Origin of the sequence: uncultured Thiocystis sp., assembly GCF_903866365.1 — a bacterium.
Taxonomy (GTDB): domain Bacteria; phylum Pseudomonadota; class Gammaproteobacteria; order Chromatiales; family Chromatiaceae; genus Chromatium.
This window is the reverse complement of the sequence record NZ_CAIPNF010000189.1, coordinates 1-16,538: the sequence shown is the minus strand read 5'-3', so window position 1 is coordinate 16,538 and position 16,538 is coordinate 1. Positions and strand designations below refer to the sequence as shown.

Genomic DNA, 16,538 nt, shown 5'->3' with positions numbered 1-16,538 from the left:
GAGCGGGTCGGTGATCTTTTCGACCACGGTTTTGTCGAGTTCGGTCTCGCCGCCGGTGATGATCAGTTCGATGGATTTGCCGAGTTCCTGGCTGGCGTCGCGCACCACGCGCCGAAAGCGCGAGAGGCTTTCGCCGATCGGCACCATGCGCAGTTGCAGGGCGTTGTCGCGGATCTCGGCGACCAGGTAGTCGACGCCGTCGACCACTTCGGTCATGTCTTCGATGCCGGCGCGCTTGACCATGACGCGAATGGCGGCGCTGCTGGTGACCAGCTCGCCGACCAGGTCGATGAGATGGCCGAGACGCTGGGCGTCGACGCGGATCTGGCGGCTCTCGTCCTGGCGGCGGGTGCGCGCGGCCTCTTGGGTCTTGGCGGCCTGCTCGATCACGGCCGGTTTGATCGATCCCTGCTCGACCAGGATCTCGCCCAGACGCCGCTTGGCGGGCGGTTCGTCCGGGGATGCGGGGGCTTGCGCGGTCTCGTCCTGCGTCTTCAGCGCGCGCGCCAGCTCGCGCGGAGTCAGCGCGCCGATACTGACTAGCAGATCGCCGATACAGCCGATCTGTTCGTCGGGCAGCGCCTCCAGCAGTTCGAGATAGCGGGCGCGGGCCGAGTCGGGCTCCAGGATGCGGATCTCGCAATCCTCGTCGGCGAACTCGAAAACCCCGGCGATAGTGGGTTTATCGGCATCGCTGCGAAAGGCGATGCCGAAACTCAGATAACAGCTTTCCGGATCGAAACCGTCGCCATCGGTCGCGGCGGCGGGAAAGAGGGTCGCGACATGGACCAAGTCCCCCAGCGAACCCAGATAGCGCAGAAACGACAAGGGATCCATCCCGTCGCGAAAGGCATTGCGCCCGAACTCCAGGCTGAGCATCCAGAGGTCGCTCGCGACCGGGAGGTATTTCGGGTCTTCCTCGACGCTCGGAGACGCGGTGTCGGCTGTCGGCTCCTGGGGTTGCCCGAGACGCGCCAGCAGGGCATCGCCGGCACACCGCAGATCCTCGTCCAGCGGCGCCTCTCCGGTGGCGTCGGCGGCAATAAAATCGAGCAGGCGGGCGGTGTGATCGCGGCACTCGAACAGCGTTTCGATCAGTGGCTTGGTCAGGCTCATCCGACCGGAGCGCACCTGATCCATCAAAGTTTCGACGATGTGAGTAAAGTCCACCACGGGCGTATACCCGAACACCCCGCCCGTCCCCTTGATGGTGTGCATGGCGCGGAAGACCTCGTCCAGGGATTCGGGATCCCCTGGATTGTCCTCCAGCGCGAGGAGCGCATCCTCCATCGACTGGAGTAACTCCGCCACCTCTTGGATGAATGCCTGTCGGGCGCTGTCGAGATTCATGCCGGATCCTCCCCTGCCGTCGCGGCGGAACCGCTACCCAAAACCTGTTCGAGCTGTAGCAAGGCGATCACTTGCGCGACCGCCTCGCTGAGACCGACCAGATGGAAGCGCCCACCCTGTTCGGCGACCGCCCGCCGGGTCCACAGCAACAGTTGCAGACCCGCGCTGTCGATCTCCGTCACCCCCGAGAGGTCAAGCTCGCAGGAGCCGTGTTCCTTCAGAGAGTCCCGCAACCTCGCAAGGGTTTGAGTGACGGTATAGATCGTTAGCTCGCCTTCCAGTGCAAGCACCGAATCCGGTGCCGACTTCGTTTTTTCAGCACTCATCGCGCGCGCCTCTCGCTTGATTGCCTTTCGCTGACTCTTCAGGGGAGCACCAGTTTGGCCACGGCATCCAGCAGCATCGGCGGCTGGAAGGGCTTGAGCAGCCACGCCTTGGCACCCGCGTCACGCGCGGCCTGTTTCTTCTCGGGCTGGCTCTCGGTGGTGAGCATCATGATCGGCGTAAATTTGTAATTCGGCAATTTTTTCAGCTCCCGCACCAAGGTGATGCCATCCATGTTGGGCATGTTGACATCGCTGACGATCAGATGAACTTTCTGTCCGGTCAGTTTCGCGAGCGCATCCTTTCCATCGGCCGCTTCGATCACGTCATATCCCGCACCCTTGAGCGCAATGCCGACGACATTGCGCAAGGATGCCGAATCGTCGACCACCATGATGGTTTTTGCCATACCCGACTCCGTTCAATTCAAAAGAAGGTCAGTTCGGAACCCTCTGCCCGCGCCTTGGACGCGCCGCCGCCATGGTGCAGATCGAGTTCCTCGATCGTGCTGTAGGAGGCGAGCATCTGGGCCAGCAGCCGGTCGAGATCCAGGATATCCTGCTGTTGCTGCGTCATGTCGTGCTGCGCACAGACCGTGAGACGCTCGCTCAAATGTTCGAGCCCTTCGCAGACATGGGCCAGCACCTGGCTCGTGCGATCCTGGAACTGAAGGTCGACCAGCGAGGCCCCGATCTGTTCGCGGATAGCCCCGCCCAGTTGGCGCAGGCGACCCGCGTCCGCGTTGATCGTCTCGGTGGTCTGACGCAAACGGGACAGCACCTCGCCCACCTTCTGCTCGGACGCCTTGACCAGGCCATCCGCGCTCCGCATGGAGTCCTGCACCAGCGTCTGCGTTTGCGCGAGCGAGCGCGCCAATTCCTCGACCTTCTTGCTGATCCGGGCGCCGGTCTCCGCCGAGGTGCCCGCCAGCTTGCGGATTTCATCGGCCACCACCGCGAATCCGCGTCCCTGCTCGCCGGCCCGCGCCGCCTCGATGGCGGCATTGAGCGCCAGCAGATTGATCTGCTCGGCAACCGCGCGGACACCCTGCGCCATGTGTTGCATCTCGCCGCCAAAACCGGCCAAGCGGTTGACCTGTTCCGACATCGCCAGTTCACGATGCAGAATACTCTCGAAGTCGCCAATGACCTCGGTCAAGGTGGCCTGACTCTCCTGAAATTGACCGACGATCAGACGATCCTGCCCGCCGCTGGCCTGCGAGGCGGCAATCACCTGTTCCAGGTCGAGCACCAGGCTGCTAAAGGTTTGCGACAGATGGGTGACGCTGTCCTCGGCGAGACGCCGGGAATGCTCGATATGCCGCACGAAGATCGGAAAGAGTTCGATGCCAAGACGCTCGAAGGCGGTTGTCCAGACATCGAGCTGACGGGTCTTTTCATCCAGCTCGCGCCGCGCGTCAAGACGCGCGGCGGACAGAAGCGCCGCGACCTCTTTCCACTGAAGAGATTCGACCAGCGCCGCCAGCAGGACGAACAGAAACGCCAGCGCCCAGGCGGTCGGGGACGCCGGATTCATGGCCACGAGCGCGAGACTCGCGGCCAGACTGAGCAGAATGATTTTCCATGGACGCGGAGGCACGGCATGAACTCGCTCCGATCGTTCGCTTTTCGCCACCTGCGACCTCTTCATGACAACGCGCGGGGAGTGGATTCCGTGAGTCCGGCTCAGGCGCCAGTCCCCGGAAAACGACTCTTGAAACACCCTTCGCAAGGCTTGTTTGTCGAGCCAGCGATCCTACGCGGTACGCGGATTCGTGGCAAGAAGGCCGAACCGCGTCGACCGACAGGTTCGCGCGCGCCCGCGAACCCAATCGTTCAATCAACGCCGCGTCCAGGACCAGGAGCGCTTTAGGCAGACGGACCCGCGACCGCGCTCAACAGCCGCTCCATGTCGTCCCGATACTTCGACTGCCGCTCGGGAGAGGCATCCTGGAAACGACTGTCCTGCTCAACCAGCCCGCGCATGATCTGGCTGGCGGCCTCGCGAGCCTGACTCAGGAACTCCAGGGCGGGATTCTGGAAACTGTCGCCCATCTCGCGCATCAGATGCCCCAGACGGCGGCCGGACTGGGCCTGCTCCGGATTTTCCAGTTGCTGGGTCTGTTGATACTGCTGGACGGCGCTGGATTGCTCGGTCCGGCTCATGCGCAGATTCATCGACGCCAGTTGCGAATCGTCGAAGGCGACATTCGACACCTGGGCGAAAGCCTTTTCCACGTCCCCCCGGAAAAAGTCATTCGCCACCTTGCCGATATCCGACACCAGTGCCTGAATCGCGTCGATCTCCTCCACGCTCAGATTCCCTTCCACCTTGAGTTGATAGCCGCTGCTCTCGCTCTGGCTGAAATCCATCAGCGACACCCGATTGCCCTGCTCGTCCATGACGGTGGCATTGCTCTGCTGGGCGGCAAAATCGCGGCTGAAACTAATCTTGACCGTATCGCCATCCTTGGTTTGCAGGCTCAGATTAAAATCCTCGGCACGCTGATAGCGCTGGGCGGAGGCCATTCCGAGCGTCGCCGCTCCGGCGACGCCCTGCGACCGATTGGCCGGCGATAATTTTTCCAGGGCGGCAAAGGTGGCATCCTCGGTCGCCTTCACCTGCTCGCCGATGCCGCCGCCGAGCAGATCCAAATTCTTGAGGATCTCCTTGGCCTCCTTGAAACCCTGTTCGACACCCTTCATGGCGCTGTCGTAGAGCGACTGCACCTCTTCCTCCGACTTCCCCTGGGCGCGGGCATTGTCCAGACCCAGCGCGACGAATTGGCCGATCCGGTCGGCAATCTTGTCGGGGGTGTATTCGCTGGCGTCCAGATTGCTGAACGCGGTGGCCTCCATGCCCGGAATTTCGCGCGCCAGCGCACTGAGCGCGCCCGAGTCCTGAAGGCTGGGCGGCGCTTTTGCGGGCTCGTTTAAGGTTTTGAGTCCCTGACTCGCGACCTGGCTCGCGGTTGTCAAGGAACGGAAATTCGCTTGGGATGCGGAATAGGAATGGATATTGATCACGGCGGGCTCCGAAAACGATGGACTCGGTTCAGCTATCGGCGGACACGCCCGATTCTTTAGATTTGATCGCGTTCCAGGGAGACCATGCGATTCTCGTCGTCCACGGTCAGCCGGAATCTGCCCCGCACGCCATCGGCGGCGACAAAGCGCCGCAGATTCGCGGCGGGCAAGGACAGACTCCGCCCATCCTGGGCGCGAACGACCACCCTGGCCGCGCTGCCCCGGTAATAACGCAGATACTCGGATGCCGTAATTTCAAGGCTAAAATAGAATCGCTGCATGATTCTGGCCAGGGGTGGCGGGCGTCGATCGCGACGGCGGGATCGCACGCCCGCGCACCGGACCGACATGCCCGAGACATCGTTATTCAGTCGGGGTCGACCAAAAATTCGACCGCGATGAGATGGCTCGCCTCGCCTTGCGTCACCCTGACCACGCGCGCGGCCCGCTTGAGCGGTTCGATGCGTTTGCTGGCGCCTTGCACCATGAACTCGATTTCCTCGTCCTGTTCCATGGGTGTCTCGGCGAAAAACGCACACCCTGAAGCGCTCAGATTGACCAGCCTGGTCAACAGCGTCTGACCCGTTGTCAGACGGGTGACGCTCGCATCGGCCTCGGTCGCCAGGCGCATGAAATCCCGCCGCTCGTCATCTCGTAATTTCATTATTTGTCTTTCCCCATGAGTCAGCACATGATTGATCGGGCCACCACCTCGGACTTGAACCCATTTTGCCACACGATGACCCGGCACCGTGATCGCAAGATTCAGCGAGCGCCTCGGACCCTGTTCCGCCCTTCAATAATTGGTTTACCGCTCTCCCGTGCAGGACTAAACTCGCGAGTTTGTCTCAATCCGACCGCGCGAGCGCGGGAGTCCCATTGGCCGCGGCAACCGACCTCCGATTTCAGATCTCGCCTGGCGGCGCCTTGACCGGGCGCCTGCGGGTACCCGGCGACAAGTCGATCTCTCATCGCTCCATCATGTTGGCGGCCCTCGCCGAGGGAGAAACGCGCATCGGCGGCTTTCTCGAAGGCGCGGATTCGCTGGCGACCCTGGCGGCCTTCCGCCGGATGGGCGTCGCGATCGACGGCCCCGACGCCGGTCAGGTGCGGGTGCGCGGCGTGGGCATGCGCGGACTGAGCGCGCCCGATGGCGCGCTCGACCTGGGTAATTCTGGCACCTCCATGCGATTGCTGGCCGGTTTGCTGGCCGGTCAGTCCTTCCCGGTCACGCTCGTCGGCGACGACTCGCTGTCGCGCCGTCCCATGCGCCGCGTGACCGATCCATTGACCATGATGGGCGCGCGCATCGACTCCAGCGAAACGGCCACCGCGCCGCTGCTCATCGCGCCCGTCCCCCAGTTGACGGGCATCGACTATGCAATGCCGGTAGCCAGCGCCCAGGTCAAATCGAGCGTTCTGCTCGCCGGCCTCTACGCCGCGGGCGAGACCTGCGTGACCGAGCCGGCGCGCACCCGCGACCACACCGAGCGCATGCTGACCGCCTTCGGCTATTCGATCCGCCGTCAGGGTTGCAAGGTGTGTCTGACGGGCGGCGGACGGCTCAGCGGCTGTCGGCTGGCGATTCCGGGCGACATCTCTTCGGCGGCGTTTTTTCTCGTCGGCGCCAGCATCGCGCCCGGGTCCGACCTGCTGCTCGAAGCGGTCGGCATCAATCCCACCCGCGTCGGGATTATCAATATCTTGCGCGGCATGGGTGCTGACATCGAATTGATCGACCGGCGCGCCGCCGGCGGCGAACCGCTGGCCGATATTCGGGTCTGCTGCGCTCGTCTCAAGGGAATCCGCATCCCCTTGGATCAGGTGCCGCTCGCCATCGACGAGTTTCCCGCCATCTTCATCGCCGCCGCCTGCGCCGAGGGCGAAACCGTCCTGACCGGCGCCGAGGAACTGCGGGTGAAAGAGAGCGACCGGATTCAGGTCATGGCGGATGGTCTGAACCAACTCGGCATCCTCGCCGAGCCGCTCCCGGACGGCATCCGCATCGTCGGTGGCCAGTTGGGTTCCACCATGACCACGGGCGACATCGACGCGCATGGCGATCACCGCATCGCCATGTCCTTCGCGATGGCCGGACTGCGGGCAAGCGGTCCCATCAAGATTCGCGACTGCGCCAATGTGGAGACCTCCTTTCCGGGCTTCGCGGACCTGGCGGCCGGCTGCGGTCTCGGGATCGCGGAAGTCCGGCCTTGATCCCGGTCATCGCGATCGACGGCCCCTCCGGCACGGGCAAGGGAACGATCGCCGCCCGGCTCGCCGAGCGGCTTGGCTGGCAGACCCTGGACAGCGGCGCGCTCTATCGAGTGTTGGGACTCGCCGCCGAGCGCCGCGGACTGGCACTCGACGATCCTGACGCCCTGGCGACGCTCGCGAACAACCTCCCGCTCGCCTTCGCCGAAGGCCGTTTGCTGCTGGACGGCGACGATGTGACCGAGGCGATCCGTACCGAGCAGGCGGGCATGTCCGCCTCGCGCGTCGCGGTCCATCCGCCGGTGCGCGCCGCCCTGATGGATTGGCAGCGCCGGTGCGCCCTTCCACCGGGGCTGGTCGCCGACGGACGCGATATGGGCACGGTGGTGTTCCCGCGCGCGCCCTTGAAAATCTTCCTCGACGCGAGTCCCGAGGTGCGTGCGAATCGTCGGTATAAACAGTTGATAGAAAAGGGATTGGATGCTAATCTTCCGCGTCTGATTGAGGACATTCGCGAGCGGGATACCGCTGACCGCGCCCGTTTGGCCGCTCCGCTGCGCGCCGCCGAGGATGCGGTCATGGTGGATTCAACCGCCCTGTCCATTGATGAAGTGCTCGATCGGGTCCTGGAAGAGGTGAGGCGCGTCTTCCCGGGACTGGTCTTTTGATCTTGAGGGGGCAATGCCGCGCCCGTCATCGAGCTTGACTCGATCGCGGACCGGATCAGCCCAGACAATAGGGTCGGCGCCGATTGCGCCGGCCTTTTCATTTCAACCATACCCCTCGCTCCGGATGGGGCGGGCTAGCGCGCCGTATTTCAGGATAATTGGATCTCATGACCGAAAGCTTTGCCGAACTTTTTGAACAGAGTCTGAACACCACCCAGCTCCAGCCGGGCTCCATCCTCATGGGAACGGTCGTCGAGATCACGGCGGACAATGTCGTGATCAACGCCGGACTCAAGTCCGAGGGCGTGGTTCCGCGCAGCCAGTTCATCAGCCCCGAGGGCCTCCTGGAAGTCGCCGTCGGCGATCAGGTGGAAGTGGCGCTCGACGCCGTCGAGGACGGCTTTGGCATCACCCGTCTCTCGCGCGAGAAGGCGAAGCGCTTCGCGTCGTGGGATTTCCTGGAAAAGGCCTTCGAGAACGCCGACACCGTCAAGGGCATGATCAACGGCAAGGTCAAGGGCGGATTCACCGTCGATCTGGGCGCGGTGCGCGCTTTCCTGCCGGGTTCGCTGGTCGATGTCCGCCCGGTGCGCGACACCGCCTATCTCGAAGGCAAGGAACAGGAATTCAAGGTCATCAAGCTTGACCGCAAGCGCAACAACGTGGTGGTCTCGCGGCGCGCCGTGGTCGAGGAAGAATACAGCGCCGAGCGCGATACCCTGCTCAAGAACCTGGAAGAAGGCATGGAGGTCAAGGGTGTCGTCAAGAACCTGACCGACTATGGCGCCTTCCTGGACATGGGCGGCATCGATGGCCTGCTGCACATCACCGACATGGCCTGGCGACGTGTCAAGCATCCGTCCGAAGTGGTCGAGATCGGCGACGAGGTCACCGTCAAGGTGCTCAAATTCGATCGCGAGCGTCAGCGCGTGTCGCTCGGCCTCAAGCAGATGGGCGAGGATCCCTGGGTCAACATCTCGCGCCGCTATCCGGAAAGCACCCGCGTCTTCGGCAAGGTCACCAACATCGCCGACTACGGCTGCTTCGTCGAGATCGAGGAAGGCGTCGAGGGTCTGGTTCACGTCTCCGAAATGGACTGGACCAACAAGAACATCCACCCGAGCAAGATCGTGTCGCTGGGCGACGAGGTCGAGGTCATGGTGCTGGATATCGACGAGGAGCGTCGCCGCATCTCGCTCGGCATCAAGCAATGCGCCATGAATCCCTGGGACGAGTTCGCGGTCACCCACAAGAAGGGCGATCATGTCTCCGGCAAGATCAAGTCGATCACCGACTTCGGCATCTTCATCGGGCTGGACGGCGGCATCGACGGTCTGGTGCATCTCTCCGACATCTCCTGGGACGAGGCCGGCGAACAGGCACTGCGTCGCTATAAGAAGGGCGACGAGCTGGAAACCGTCGTGCTGTCGGTCGATCCCGAGCGCGAGCGCATCTCGCTGGGCGTCAAGCAGCTCGACAAGGATCCCTTCTCCAGCTTCGTGGCGCTGCATGAAAAGGGCTGCGTCGTGACTGGCGTGGTGTCCGAGGTCGATCCCAAGGGCGCGACCATCACCCTGGCCGACGGCGTCGAGGGCTACCTGCGTGCCTCCGAGATCAATCGCGATCGCATCGAGGACGCCCGCGCGGTGCTGAAGGTTGGCGAGGAGATCGAGGCCAAGTTCCTCGGCGTCGACCGCAAGAACCGCACCCTCTCGCTGTCCATGAAGGCGAAGGACATGGAAGAAGAGCAGTCGGCGATCAAGGGTTACTCGCGCGACGCCTCCAGCGGCACCAGCCTGGGCGACATTCTCAAGGAGCAGATGGAAGAGGCACAGCGGGGGAGCTGATTCCCGCCGCTTCCATTAGGATGCGGGATCCAACGCTGGATCCCGCGGGGCTTTTCCCAGGAGTCGATACTTATGACGAAATCGGAGCTGATCGACATTCTGGCCGCCGAACAGGACCATCTTCCCTATAAAGATGTCGAAGTGGCGGTTCGAAAGATCCTCGAGCGCATGACTGGCGCGCTCGCGTCCGGAGAGCGAATCGAAATTCGCGGATTCGGGAGTTTTTCGCTGCATTACCGCCCACCACGCATCGGGCGCAATCCGAAAACCGGCGACTCGGTCGCCCTGGCCGGTAAGCACGTTCCCCATTTCAAGCCCGGCAAGGAACTCCGGGATCGGGTTAACGAGGCCTTTCAGGAATCGCGGGAGGCCGAGGAGTCGGACAGGATTCCCGTCGTCGCCGCCCGCTAATCACGCTGAATCGACCCAACAGCGCACCACCCGGTCTGTTTCATCTTTCGATCCGCTCAAACTGGCGAATCCCGCTACCGTCGGGACGGTTCGCAAGTCGGCACGGCACAGGGTCGTCCGGCGCTTAGAAAGTGTCCATCAATCCATTCCCGTTTTACTCCGGACGCGGCGAAATACCGCGTTTCGGCGGAAAGCGGCAGTAAAAGACCGTGCCCTTGCCGACCTCGCTAGAGACCCACAAGCGCGCATCGTGCCGATTCAACACATGCTTGACGATCGCAAGACCCAGTCCGGTCCCACCGGAATCGCGCGAGCGGGCACCATCGACGCGATAAAACCGCTCCGTGAGACGCGGCAGATGCACCTGCGCAATCCCTGGGCCATTGTCCTCGACCGAAAATAGCGCGCCCTCCGCTTCGCAACGCCAGCAAATCGAAATTTTGCTGCCAGGCGGCGTATGTTTGACGGCGTTGAAGACGAGATTCGAGAAGCCGCTGCGAAGCTCCGGCTGATTCCCGACCAGCAACAGATCGTCCTCGATCCGCGTCTCGAACTGGTGTTGCCCATTGCTGAGCGCCTGCGCCTCCTGCAGGATCAGATGCAACTCGTCCGGCACATCGACAACCGTCTGCGCGTCGGGACTGTCGTGCATCTCCAGCCGCGAGAGAGTGAGCAGATCCTCGATGATCGAGCACATGCGCTCGGTCTGATGGAACATCAGCGAGAGCGGCCGGCGATGGCTGTCCGGCGTGATCGGCGCCTCGATCAACGGCTCCAGGAAGCCGGCAATGACGGTCAGGGGCGTGCGCAGCTCATGCGAGGCATTGGCCACGAAATCGCGGCGGATCATGTTCAGATGGTAGATCTTGGTGATGTCGCGCCCGACCACCAGACGTTGCTTCTTGCGCTCGCCGAAGGGCGTGATCCGCAGCGACAGCATGATGGCGCGATTGTGCGCCGGCGCGATGTCCAGGGGACGCATGTAGTCGCCCGCCTCGATGAAGTGCTCAAGATCCGAGTTCGTCAGGAGTTCCGTGAAACGACGCTCGTCATCCTCGGGCCAGCGGATATTCATCAGCCTGGCCGCCGCCGGATTCGCCCAGTCGACGCGGAGCTGTTTATCGAGAATGACCAGCGCATCGGGCACGGCGTTGGCGGCCTCGCGAAAACGCCGTGAGAAGCGAATTTGCCGCTTGCGGCTCTTGCGCCCGCGCTGTTGATAGCGGGCGATGCTGCGATAGAGTTCGCCCCACAGCCCGCGCGGAAAGGGGGGAGCCAGCCGATGATGACGGCGGATCAGGATGGCGAGCCGGTGCATGTAATAGAGATTGCGCGCCAGATAGGGCAGCAGCGCCAGCGGCCAGACCCAGGCGGGACTGGCGCCAGACAGCCAGAGCCCGCTGCCGACCGCGAGCGGCACCAGCAGAAAGCTCAGTTCAAAGAGCAGAGCGCCTTGCATGAACACTCTCCCAGCCCCAAAGACGGCCGACACAATGTTCAAGATTTGTCTGAAAAACGGTAGCCGACGCCGCGCACCGTTTGCAGCAGACGGTCATGGCCAGAGGGTTCCAGTGCCTTGCGCAGGCGGCGAACATGCACATCCACGGTGCGCTCCTCCACATAGACCTGATCGCCCCAAACCTGATCGAGCAGCTGCGTGCGGCTGAACGCACGATCGGCATGGGTCATGAAAAAATGCAGCAGACGGTATTCGGTCGGCGCGACCTCGACCGCGCGACCGTCCACGCTGACCCGGTGGCTGATATGATCGATGCACAAACCGCCGATCTCGATCTCGTCGGCCAGCTCGTCGGGCCGGGTCCGGCGCAGCACCGCCTTGACGCGGGCGACCATTTCGCGCGGCGAGAACGGCTTGGCGATATAGTCGTCCGCGCCCGTATCCAGACCCTTGACGCGATCCTCCTCCTCGCCGCGCGCACTGATCATGATGATCGGCAGGCCTCGCGTCTTGGGACTCTGTTTGAGCTGCTGGGCGAGTTCCAGGCCGGAGCGTCCGGGCAGCATCCAGTCGAGCAGGATCAGATCCGGGCTTTCGTTAGAGAGCAGCTTGCGGGCATCGTCCGCATGACCGGCCTCGATGACTCGGAACTGTGCGTTTTCCAGCGCGAAACGGATCACCTCGCGGATATCCGGTTCATCGTCGACGACAAGAATGGTTGCCATAGCCATGAGTCCTTAAGGGAAACTGAGCGCCGCGTTCGGGGCGCCGAGAGAGAACCGTCATCCGCGCCGTGGCAGCGTCCATCGAAGCCGCCCGTCGCAAACCGATCTGGGGCTAGTTTATTGACGTCTGGTTACGGTCGGATGACCGTGTCGACCGCCGTCGGCATCGGACGCGATCCGCGGGCCACCCGAGGGGTCGCCGACCGGCTTCTCAACCCTCGACCTGGAGGCGGTGGTCGGCGATGATGATCCCTGAAACCGCGCCCATGACGCCGCTTGTCGAGGTCATGCGAGATCGCACCCTTGCAGCAACTCCGCATCGCCGTCCAAACGCGGTTGACGATCGGGCCAAACATCATGAGGAACTGTCGATGAGCGAAGGCCAAGTCCTGAAACGCGAACCAATCTATCAAGGTCGAGTGATCGAGATTGCCCTTGAGACCGTGGAACTACCCAACGGCGATCAGGTTGAACTTGAGATCGTACATCATCCGGGAGGTGCCGCCGCAGTCGCATTGGATGACCAGGACCGGGTCTGTCTGCTGCGACAGTTCCGTCACGCCAGCCAGGGTTGGCTGTGGGAGCTTCCGGCGGGACGGATCGATCCGGGCGAATCGCCCTTCGACACGGTCAGCCGCGAACTTCTGGAGGAGGCGGGACTGCTGGCCGCGGACTGGACCGAACTCGGTTTGATGCACAGTTCTCCCGGCATCTTCACCGAGGTGATTCATCTCTGGCTCGCGCGCGGGCTCACCACTCAGCCGCTGGCCCACGAACACGGCGAGGTGATCGAAGTCCATTGGCTACCGCTGGGTCAGGCGCTGGACTGGTGTCACGATGGCACCATCACCGACAGCAAAACCCTGATCGGGCTTTATCGCGCCGGCGCGTTGATCAAAAGCGCGGTCGACATGCTCGCCGAAGATCCTGGCTGCTGACGGATGCGTGAATTGCCTACCGATGATGACGTAGAGACAAGGCATTGCCTTGCTTCTACGCCATCACCACCACCCGCAGCGCATCCAGACGCAGATCGGTTCGGGTCAGCGCGCGTCCAAGCGCCGCGCGCCGCGCGCGCAGGCGTTCGATCTCGTCCGGACGGACCGTGGGATTGACCCGCGCCAGGGCGGTCAGGCGCTCCAGTTCGGCACCGAGCAATGTCTGCATGCGCGCCAGCGCGTCCGTCTCCAGCGCCCCGAGCGCCTGGTGCGCCAGCACCTCGCCGCGCTTGAGCAGGGTGGCGAGACGGGCCGCCTGGGACTGGACCACCGACCGGGCGAGCTTGAGGTTCTGGGTCAGACACTCGCCCGGCAAGGCATCGTGCGCGATCGCGTCGGACAGATCCCTGCCCTCCGCGTCCAGCAGCAGACGCACCACGGTCGGCGGCAGAAAGCGGCCGACCTGCAACTCAGGCGGCGCCGGACACTCGGCCACGTAGAGCATCTCCAGCAGCAAGGTCGGTCGCTTGAGCCCCCCATCGCGCCGGATGGTCATGGTGGCGGCGCCCAGATCCGAGGCGGTCAGCAGTTCCATGGTCGCGCGCGCCATGGGGTGTTCCCAGGTCAGAAATTCGCGATCCTCGTGGGCCAGCGCGTCGGCGCGCGCGAAGGTCGTCGTGAGTCCCTCTTCCGGCAGGCCGGGATAGGTGTCGTGCAACATGTGAGGACCGGGACGCACCACTACCGAACCACCGGGGCCGGGCTCATGTTCGACCCCGAAGGCGTCCCAGAAGCGCCGCAGATACTCGGCCGCGTCTCCACTCGCATCCGCTTCCTCGATGGCGTCCACCAGGGCGGCGGAGACGGCGGGGCGATGCGAATGCAGTTCCAGCAGACGATCCCGCCCGGCGGACAGTTCCGCGTTGATCTGGGCGGTGAGACGACGTGCCGCTTCGAGCAGCGCCGCGGTTCCGGCCGGATCGTCCAGCGCGGCCAGGAGCGATTCGCGCAGGCGGGCGAAGACGGCCGGCGCGGCCGGACAGAGCGAGTCGAAGGCGCCCAAGCCCTCGGCGTACCAGCGAAACAGCACCTCGCCGGGGCCGCCGGTCAACACCGGGACATGGATGCGGATGGTCTCGGTCTGACCGATGCGGTCGAGCCGACCGATGCGCTGTTCCAGCAGATCCGGTTCCAGCGGCAGATCGAACAGCACCAGATGATGCACGAACTGAAAATTCCGCCCCTCGCTGCCGATCTCCGAGCACAGCAGAATCTGAGTGCCATCCTCGACGGCGGCGAAATAGGCCGCGGCCCGGTCGCGCTCGACGATCTCCATGCCTTCGTGGAAGATCGCCGCATGGATACCAGCGCGCCGCAGCAGCGCCTCGCGCAGCTCCAGCACGGTCCGGGCGTGGGCGCAGATCAGCAGCATCTTGGCCGGACGCAGCGCGCGCAGGGTGGCGATCAGCCAGTCAATGCGCGGATCGAGTTCGCTCCAACCCGGACCGAACGCCTGCTCAGGCGTCAGACGCACCACGGCGTCCGCCGTTAGCGCGCGATAGGCGTCCGGTTCGGGCAAGACCTGGGACAACAGCCGGCGTTCCGGAAAGCCATGGATGGCGGCGCGGGTGTTGCGAAACAGCACCCGGCCGGTGCCGTGCCGGTCCACCAACTGTTCGATGAGCGCCTCCCGGCCCAGCCCGTCGAGATCGCCCGGCAGCGCGCGCAACAGCTTCCGGTCGGATTCGGTCAGGGCTTCGTCATCCAGCAGGCGCGCGGCCAACGCGGCGACCGGCGCATAGCGCGTCTCCTCGTCCCGGAACACCGCATAATCGTGAAAGCGCGCCGGATCGAGCAGACGCAGACGCCCGAAATGACCGGCCCGGCCTAACTGCTCGGGGGTGGCGGTCAGCAGCAGCACGCCGGGCGTGCGTTCGGCCAGTGCCGCGACCAGGGCGTATTCCGGACTGGCGCCCGACTCGGACCAGGACAGATGATGGGCCTCGTCGACCACCAGCAGATCCCACTGCCCGTCCAGCACGGCGCGCCCCGCGTCCGGCCGCGCGACCAGCAGATCCAGGCTACAGATCACCTGTTGCTCGGCCTGAAAGGGATTGGACTCGGCGATGGCCTCGAAACGCGCGCGGTCGAACAGCGCGAAGCGCAGATTGAAACGCCGCCGCATCTCCACCAGCCACTGATGCAGCAGCGGCTCGGGCGTGACGATCAAGACCCGCCGCGCCCGTCCGGTGAGCAGCATCCGGTGCAGAATCAACCCGGCCTCGATGGTCTTGCCGAGCCCGACCTCGTCGGCCAGCAGCACGCGCGGCGCATCGCGCCCGGCCACCTCCGCCGCGAGCGCGAGCTGATGCGGAATCAGGGCGACCCGCGCGCCCAGCAGACCCAGGATCGGCGAATCGGCCTCCCGCATCCCCTGCAACCAAGTCCGATAGCGCAGCGTGAACCACCGATCGCTGTCGATCCGGCCGGCCAGCAGACGTTGGCGAGGCCGGTTGAGATGCAGACGATCGTCCAACTCGGATTCCGGGAGTTCGCGGACGCCGCCGTCCGGCGTCTCGCAGCGATAGGTGAGCAGGCCATCGCGCGAGCGGGTCTCCAGCACCCGCAGCGCCTGCCCGGCGCGATCGCGGATACGTTCGCCGGCGGCGATCTCGACCCGCGCCAGCGGGGCCTCGCGCATCGCGTAGAGACGGGTTTCGCCGGTCGCCGGATAGGCCATCCGAACATGGCGACCCTCGACGGCCTCGACCAGGCCCAGGCCCAGTTCGCCCTGGGTTTCGCTCAGCCAGCGTTGGCCGGGGAGAAATTCACATGCTGTCAACATGACCAAGTTCGGTATCCCATCGTGATTCGCTCAGGCATCGGGATCCAGACCCAGCGCCCGCAACCGCGCGGCCAACGTCTCCGCTCGCTGATATTCCTGCTCCGCGCGCAGATCGGACTGCGTTGCGCGCCGGTCGGCCTGTTCCGCGCGTTGCCGCTCCTCTTGCGCCAGGAGGGCCATTTCCAGCGGCGAACGAAAGGGACTTCCATCGGGGTGAAACACCTCCAAACGCTCCCGGCCCAACGCGAAACGAATGTCAAGCCGCGGGCTGACCCAACCGTTCAGATGCGAGACCGGCTGCAATCGCTCGCCCTGTCGCAGCCAGATCTCCAGTCGGTTGCGCTCGGGATCGTAGAGGTAGTATTCCTCGACCCCGTAGGTTTCGTAAAAGTCGCGCTTGTCGCGCAATTCCTTGGCGCTGTTCGAGGGCGAGAGCACCTCGAAGACGACCTGCGGGGCAATCCCACCCTCTTCCCATTGTTTATAACAGCCGCGCGGTCCCTTGGGGCGTCCGAAGGCGACCAGCACATCCGGCGCCAGGGGGCCGGTAATCCGCCGATCCGCCACGGGATACCAGAACAGATCGCCGGCCACGAAGACATCCGGGCGATCGGCGAAACGGAGTTCGAGATTTTCCTTGAGCTTGACGATCCAGTCATATTGCAGAGTATTCTCGGCCATCGGTTCGCCATCGCTCTGCGGATAGGGGTCATCGGGATCGATACGGGACAGGG

16 protein-coding genes are annotated in these 16,538 nt (G+C 64.0%); 5 read left to right on the top strand and 11 right to left on the bottom strand.

Going from position 1 to position 16,538, the window contains the following annotated elements; all coding sequences use genetic code 11:
• The 7 genes from QZY07_RS10865 to QZY07_RS10835 all read right to left on the bottom strand — a co-directional run.
• The coding region (locus tag QZY07_RS10865; RefSeq protein ID WP_295402371.1) for an Hpt domain-containing protein at positions 1 to 1,350 on the bottom strand (1,350 nt) is incomplete at its 3' end.
• A complete protein-coding gene (locus QZY07_RS10860) occupies positions 1,347 to 1,676 on the bottom strand; it encodes an STAS domain-containing protein (protein ID WP_295402369.1) in 330 nt (109 codons plus the stop codon). The genes QZY07_RS10860 and QZY07_RS10865, both read right to left, overlap by 4 nt.
• Positions 1,677 to 1,714: 38 nt before the next feature.
• The gene (locus QZY07_RS10855; protein ID WP_295402368.1) at positions 1,715 to 2,083 is read right to left on the bottom strand and encodes a response regulator; all 369 of its coding nucleotides are present in this window, start codon (positions 2,081 to 2,083) and stop codon (positions 1,715 to 1,717) included.
• A 17-nt stretch (positions 2,084 to 2,100) separates the two neighbouring features.
• Positions 2,101 to 3,273 carry a methyl-accepting chemotaxis protein gene (locus tag QZY07_RS10850; RefSeq protein ID WP_295402366.1) on the bottom strand — a complete coding sequence of 391 codons (1,173 nt, stop codon included), beginning with the start codon at positions 3,271 to 3,273 and terminating at the stop codon, positions 2,101 to 2,103.
• A 269-nt stretch (positions 3,274 to 3,542) separates the two neighbouring features.
• Positions 3,543 to 4,652, bottom strand: a complete 1,110-nt coding sequence (locus QZY07_RS10845; RefSeq protein WP_295402364.1) for a DUF2239 family protein — start codon at positions 4,650 to 4,652, stop codon at positions 3,543 to 3,545.
• A 104-nt stretch (positions 4,653 to 4,756) separates the two neighbouring features.
• Positions 4,757 to 4,981, bottom strand: a complete 225-nt coding sequence (locus QZY07_RS10840; protein WP_295402363.1) for a DUF2835 domain-containing protein — start codon at positions 4,979 to 4,981, stop codon at positions 4,757 to 4,759.
• A gap of 86 nt (positions 4,982 to 5,067) precedes the next feature.
• A complete protein-coding gene (locus tag QZY07_RS10835) occupies positions 5,068 to 5,364 on the bottom strand; it encodes a PilZ domain-containing protein (protein ID WP_295402361.1) in 297 nt (98 codons plus the stop codon).
• A 215-nt stretch (positions 5,365 to 5,579) separates the two neighbouring features.
• Here QZY07_RS10835 and aroA point away from each other — a divergent pair, with 215 nt between their 5' ends.
• The 4 genes from aroA to ihfB all read left to right on the top strand — a co-directional run bounded on the left by aroA (position 5,580) and on the right by ihfB (position 9,837).
• On the top strand, positions 5,580 to 6,914 hold the full coding sequence (aroA, locus tag QZY07_RS10830; protein WP_295402360.1) for a 3-phosphoshikimate 1-carboxyvinyltransferase: 1,335 nt from the start codon (positions 5,580 to 5,582) through the stop codon (positions 6,912 to 6,914).
• Entirely contained in the window at positions 6,911 to 7,579 is a 669-nt protein-coding gene (gene cmk, locus QZY07_RS10825; protein WP_295402358.1) for a (d)CMP kinase, read from the top strand. Before aroA ends, cmk begins: the two co-directional genes overlap by 4 nt.
• 167 nt (positions 7,580 to 7,746) lie before the next feature.
• Complete coding sequence (rpsA, locus tag QZY07_RS10820) at positions 7,747 to 9,426, top strand: 30S ribosomal protein S1 (protein ID WP_295402356.1); 1,680 nt, start codon at positions 7,747 to 7,749, stop codon at positions 9,424 to 9,426.
• A 72-nt stretch (positions 9,427 to 9,498) separates the two neighbouring features.
• Positions 9,499 to 9,837, top strand: a complete 339-nt coding sequence (gene ihfB, locus QZY07_RS10815) for an integration host factor subunit beta (protein WP_295402354.1) — start codon at positions 9,499 to 9,501, stop codon at positions 9,835 to 9,837.
• Positions 9,838 to 9,991: 154 nt separating this feature from the next.
• Here ihfB and phoR read toward each other — a convergent pair whose 3' ends face one another.
• Entirely contained in the window at positions 9,992 to 11,296 is a 1,305-nt protein-coding gene (phoR, locus tag QZY07_RS10810; RefSeq protein WP_295402353.1) for a phosphate regulon sensor histidine kinase PhoR, read from the bottom strand.
• 38 nt (positions 11,297 to 11,334) lie between these two features.
• The gene (phoB, locus tag QZY07_RS10805) at positions 11,335 to 12,021 is read right to left on the bottom strand and encodes a phosphate regulon transcriptional regulator PhoB (RefSeq protein WP_295402351.1); all 687 of its coding nucleotides are present in this window, start codon (positions 12,019 to 12,021) and stop codon (positions 11,335 to 11,337) included.
• 371 nt (positions 12,022 to 12,392) lie between these two features.
• Here phoB and QZY07_RS10800 point away from each other — a divergent pair, with 371 nt between their 5' ends.
• A complete protein-coding gene (locus tag QZY07_RS10800; protein ID WP_295402349.1) occupies positions 12,393 to 12,959 on the top strand; it encodes an NUDIX hydrolase in 567 nt (188 codons plus the stop codon).
• Positions 12,960 to 13,014: 55 nt separating this feature from the next.
• Here the strand turns inward: QZY07_RS10800 and rapA are convergent, their stop codons facing one another.
• A complete protein-coding gene (gene rapA, locus QZY07_RS10795) occupies positions 13,015 to 15,804 on the bottom strand; it encodes an RNA polymerase-associated protein RapA (protein WP_295402347.1) in 2,790 nt (929 codons plus the stop codon).
• 30 nt (positions 15,805 to 15,834) lie between these two features.
• Positions 15,835 to 16,536 carry a Uma2 family endonuclease gene (locus tag QZY07_RS10790; protein WP_295402346.1) on the bottom strand — a complete coding sequence of 234 codons (702 nt, stop codon included), beginning with the start codon at positions 16,534 to 16,536 and terminating at the stop codon, positions 15,835 to 15,837.
• Positions 16,537 to 16,538: the final 2 nt, after the last annotated feature.

Bases quoted from the DNA above. Each gene is read 5' to 3' on its own strand.
- QZY07_RS10855 (WP_295402368.1), bottom strand. From the start codon at position 2,083: ATGGCAAAAACCATCATGGTGGTCGACGATTCGGCATCCTTGCGCAAT.
- QZY07_RS10840 (WP_295402363.1), bottom strand. From the start codon at position 4,981: ATGCAGCGATTCTATTTTAGCCTTGAAATTACGGCATCCGAGTATCTG.
- QZY07_RS10800 (WP_295402349.1), top strand. From the start codon at position 12,393: ATGAGCGAAGGCCAAGTCCTGAAACGCGAACCAATCTATCAAGGTCGA.
- rapA (WP_295402347.1), bottom strand. From the start codon at position 15,804: ATGTTGACAGCATGTGAATTTCTCCCCGGCCAACGCTGGCTGAGCGAA.
- QZY07_RS10835 (WP_295402361.1), bottom strand. From the start codon at position 5,364: ATGAAATTACGAGATGACGAGCGGCGGGATTTCATGCGCCTGGCGACC.
- rpsA (WP_295402356.1), top strand. From the start codon at position 7,747: ATGACCGAAAGCTTTGCCGAACTTTTTGAACAGAGTCTGAACACCACC.
- phoR (WP_295402353.1), bottom strand. From the start codon at position 11,296: ATGCAAGGCGCTCTGCTCTTTGAACTGAGCTTTCTGCTGGTGCCGCTC.
- ihfB (WP_295402354.1), top strand. From the start codon at position 9,499: ATGACGAAATCGGAGCTGATCGACATTCTGGCCGCCGAACAGGACCAT.
- phoB (WP_295402351.1), bottom strand. From the start codon at position 12,021: ATGGCAACCATTCTTGTCGTCGACGATGAACCGGATATCCGCGAGGTG.
- QZY07_RS10860 (WP_295402369.1), bottom strand. From the start codon at position 1,676: ATGAGTGCTGAAAAAACGAAGTCGGCACCGGATTCGGTGCTTGCACTG.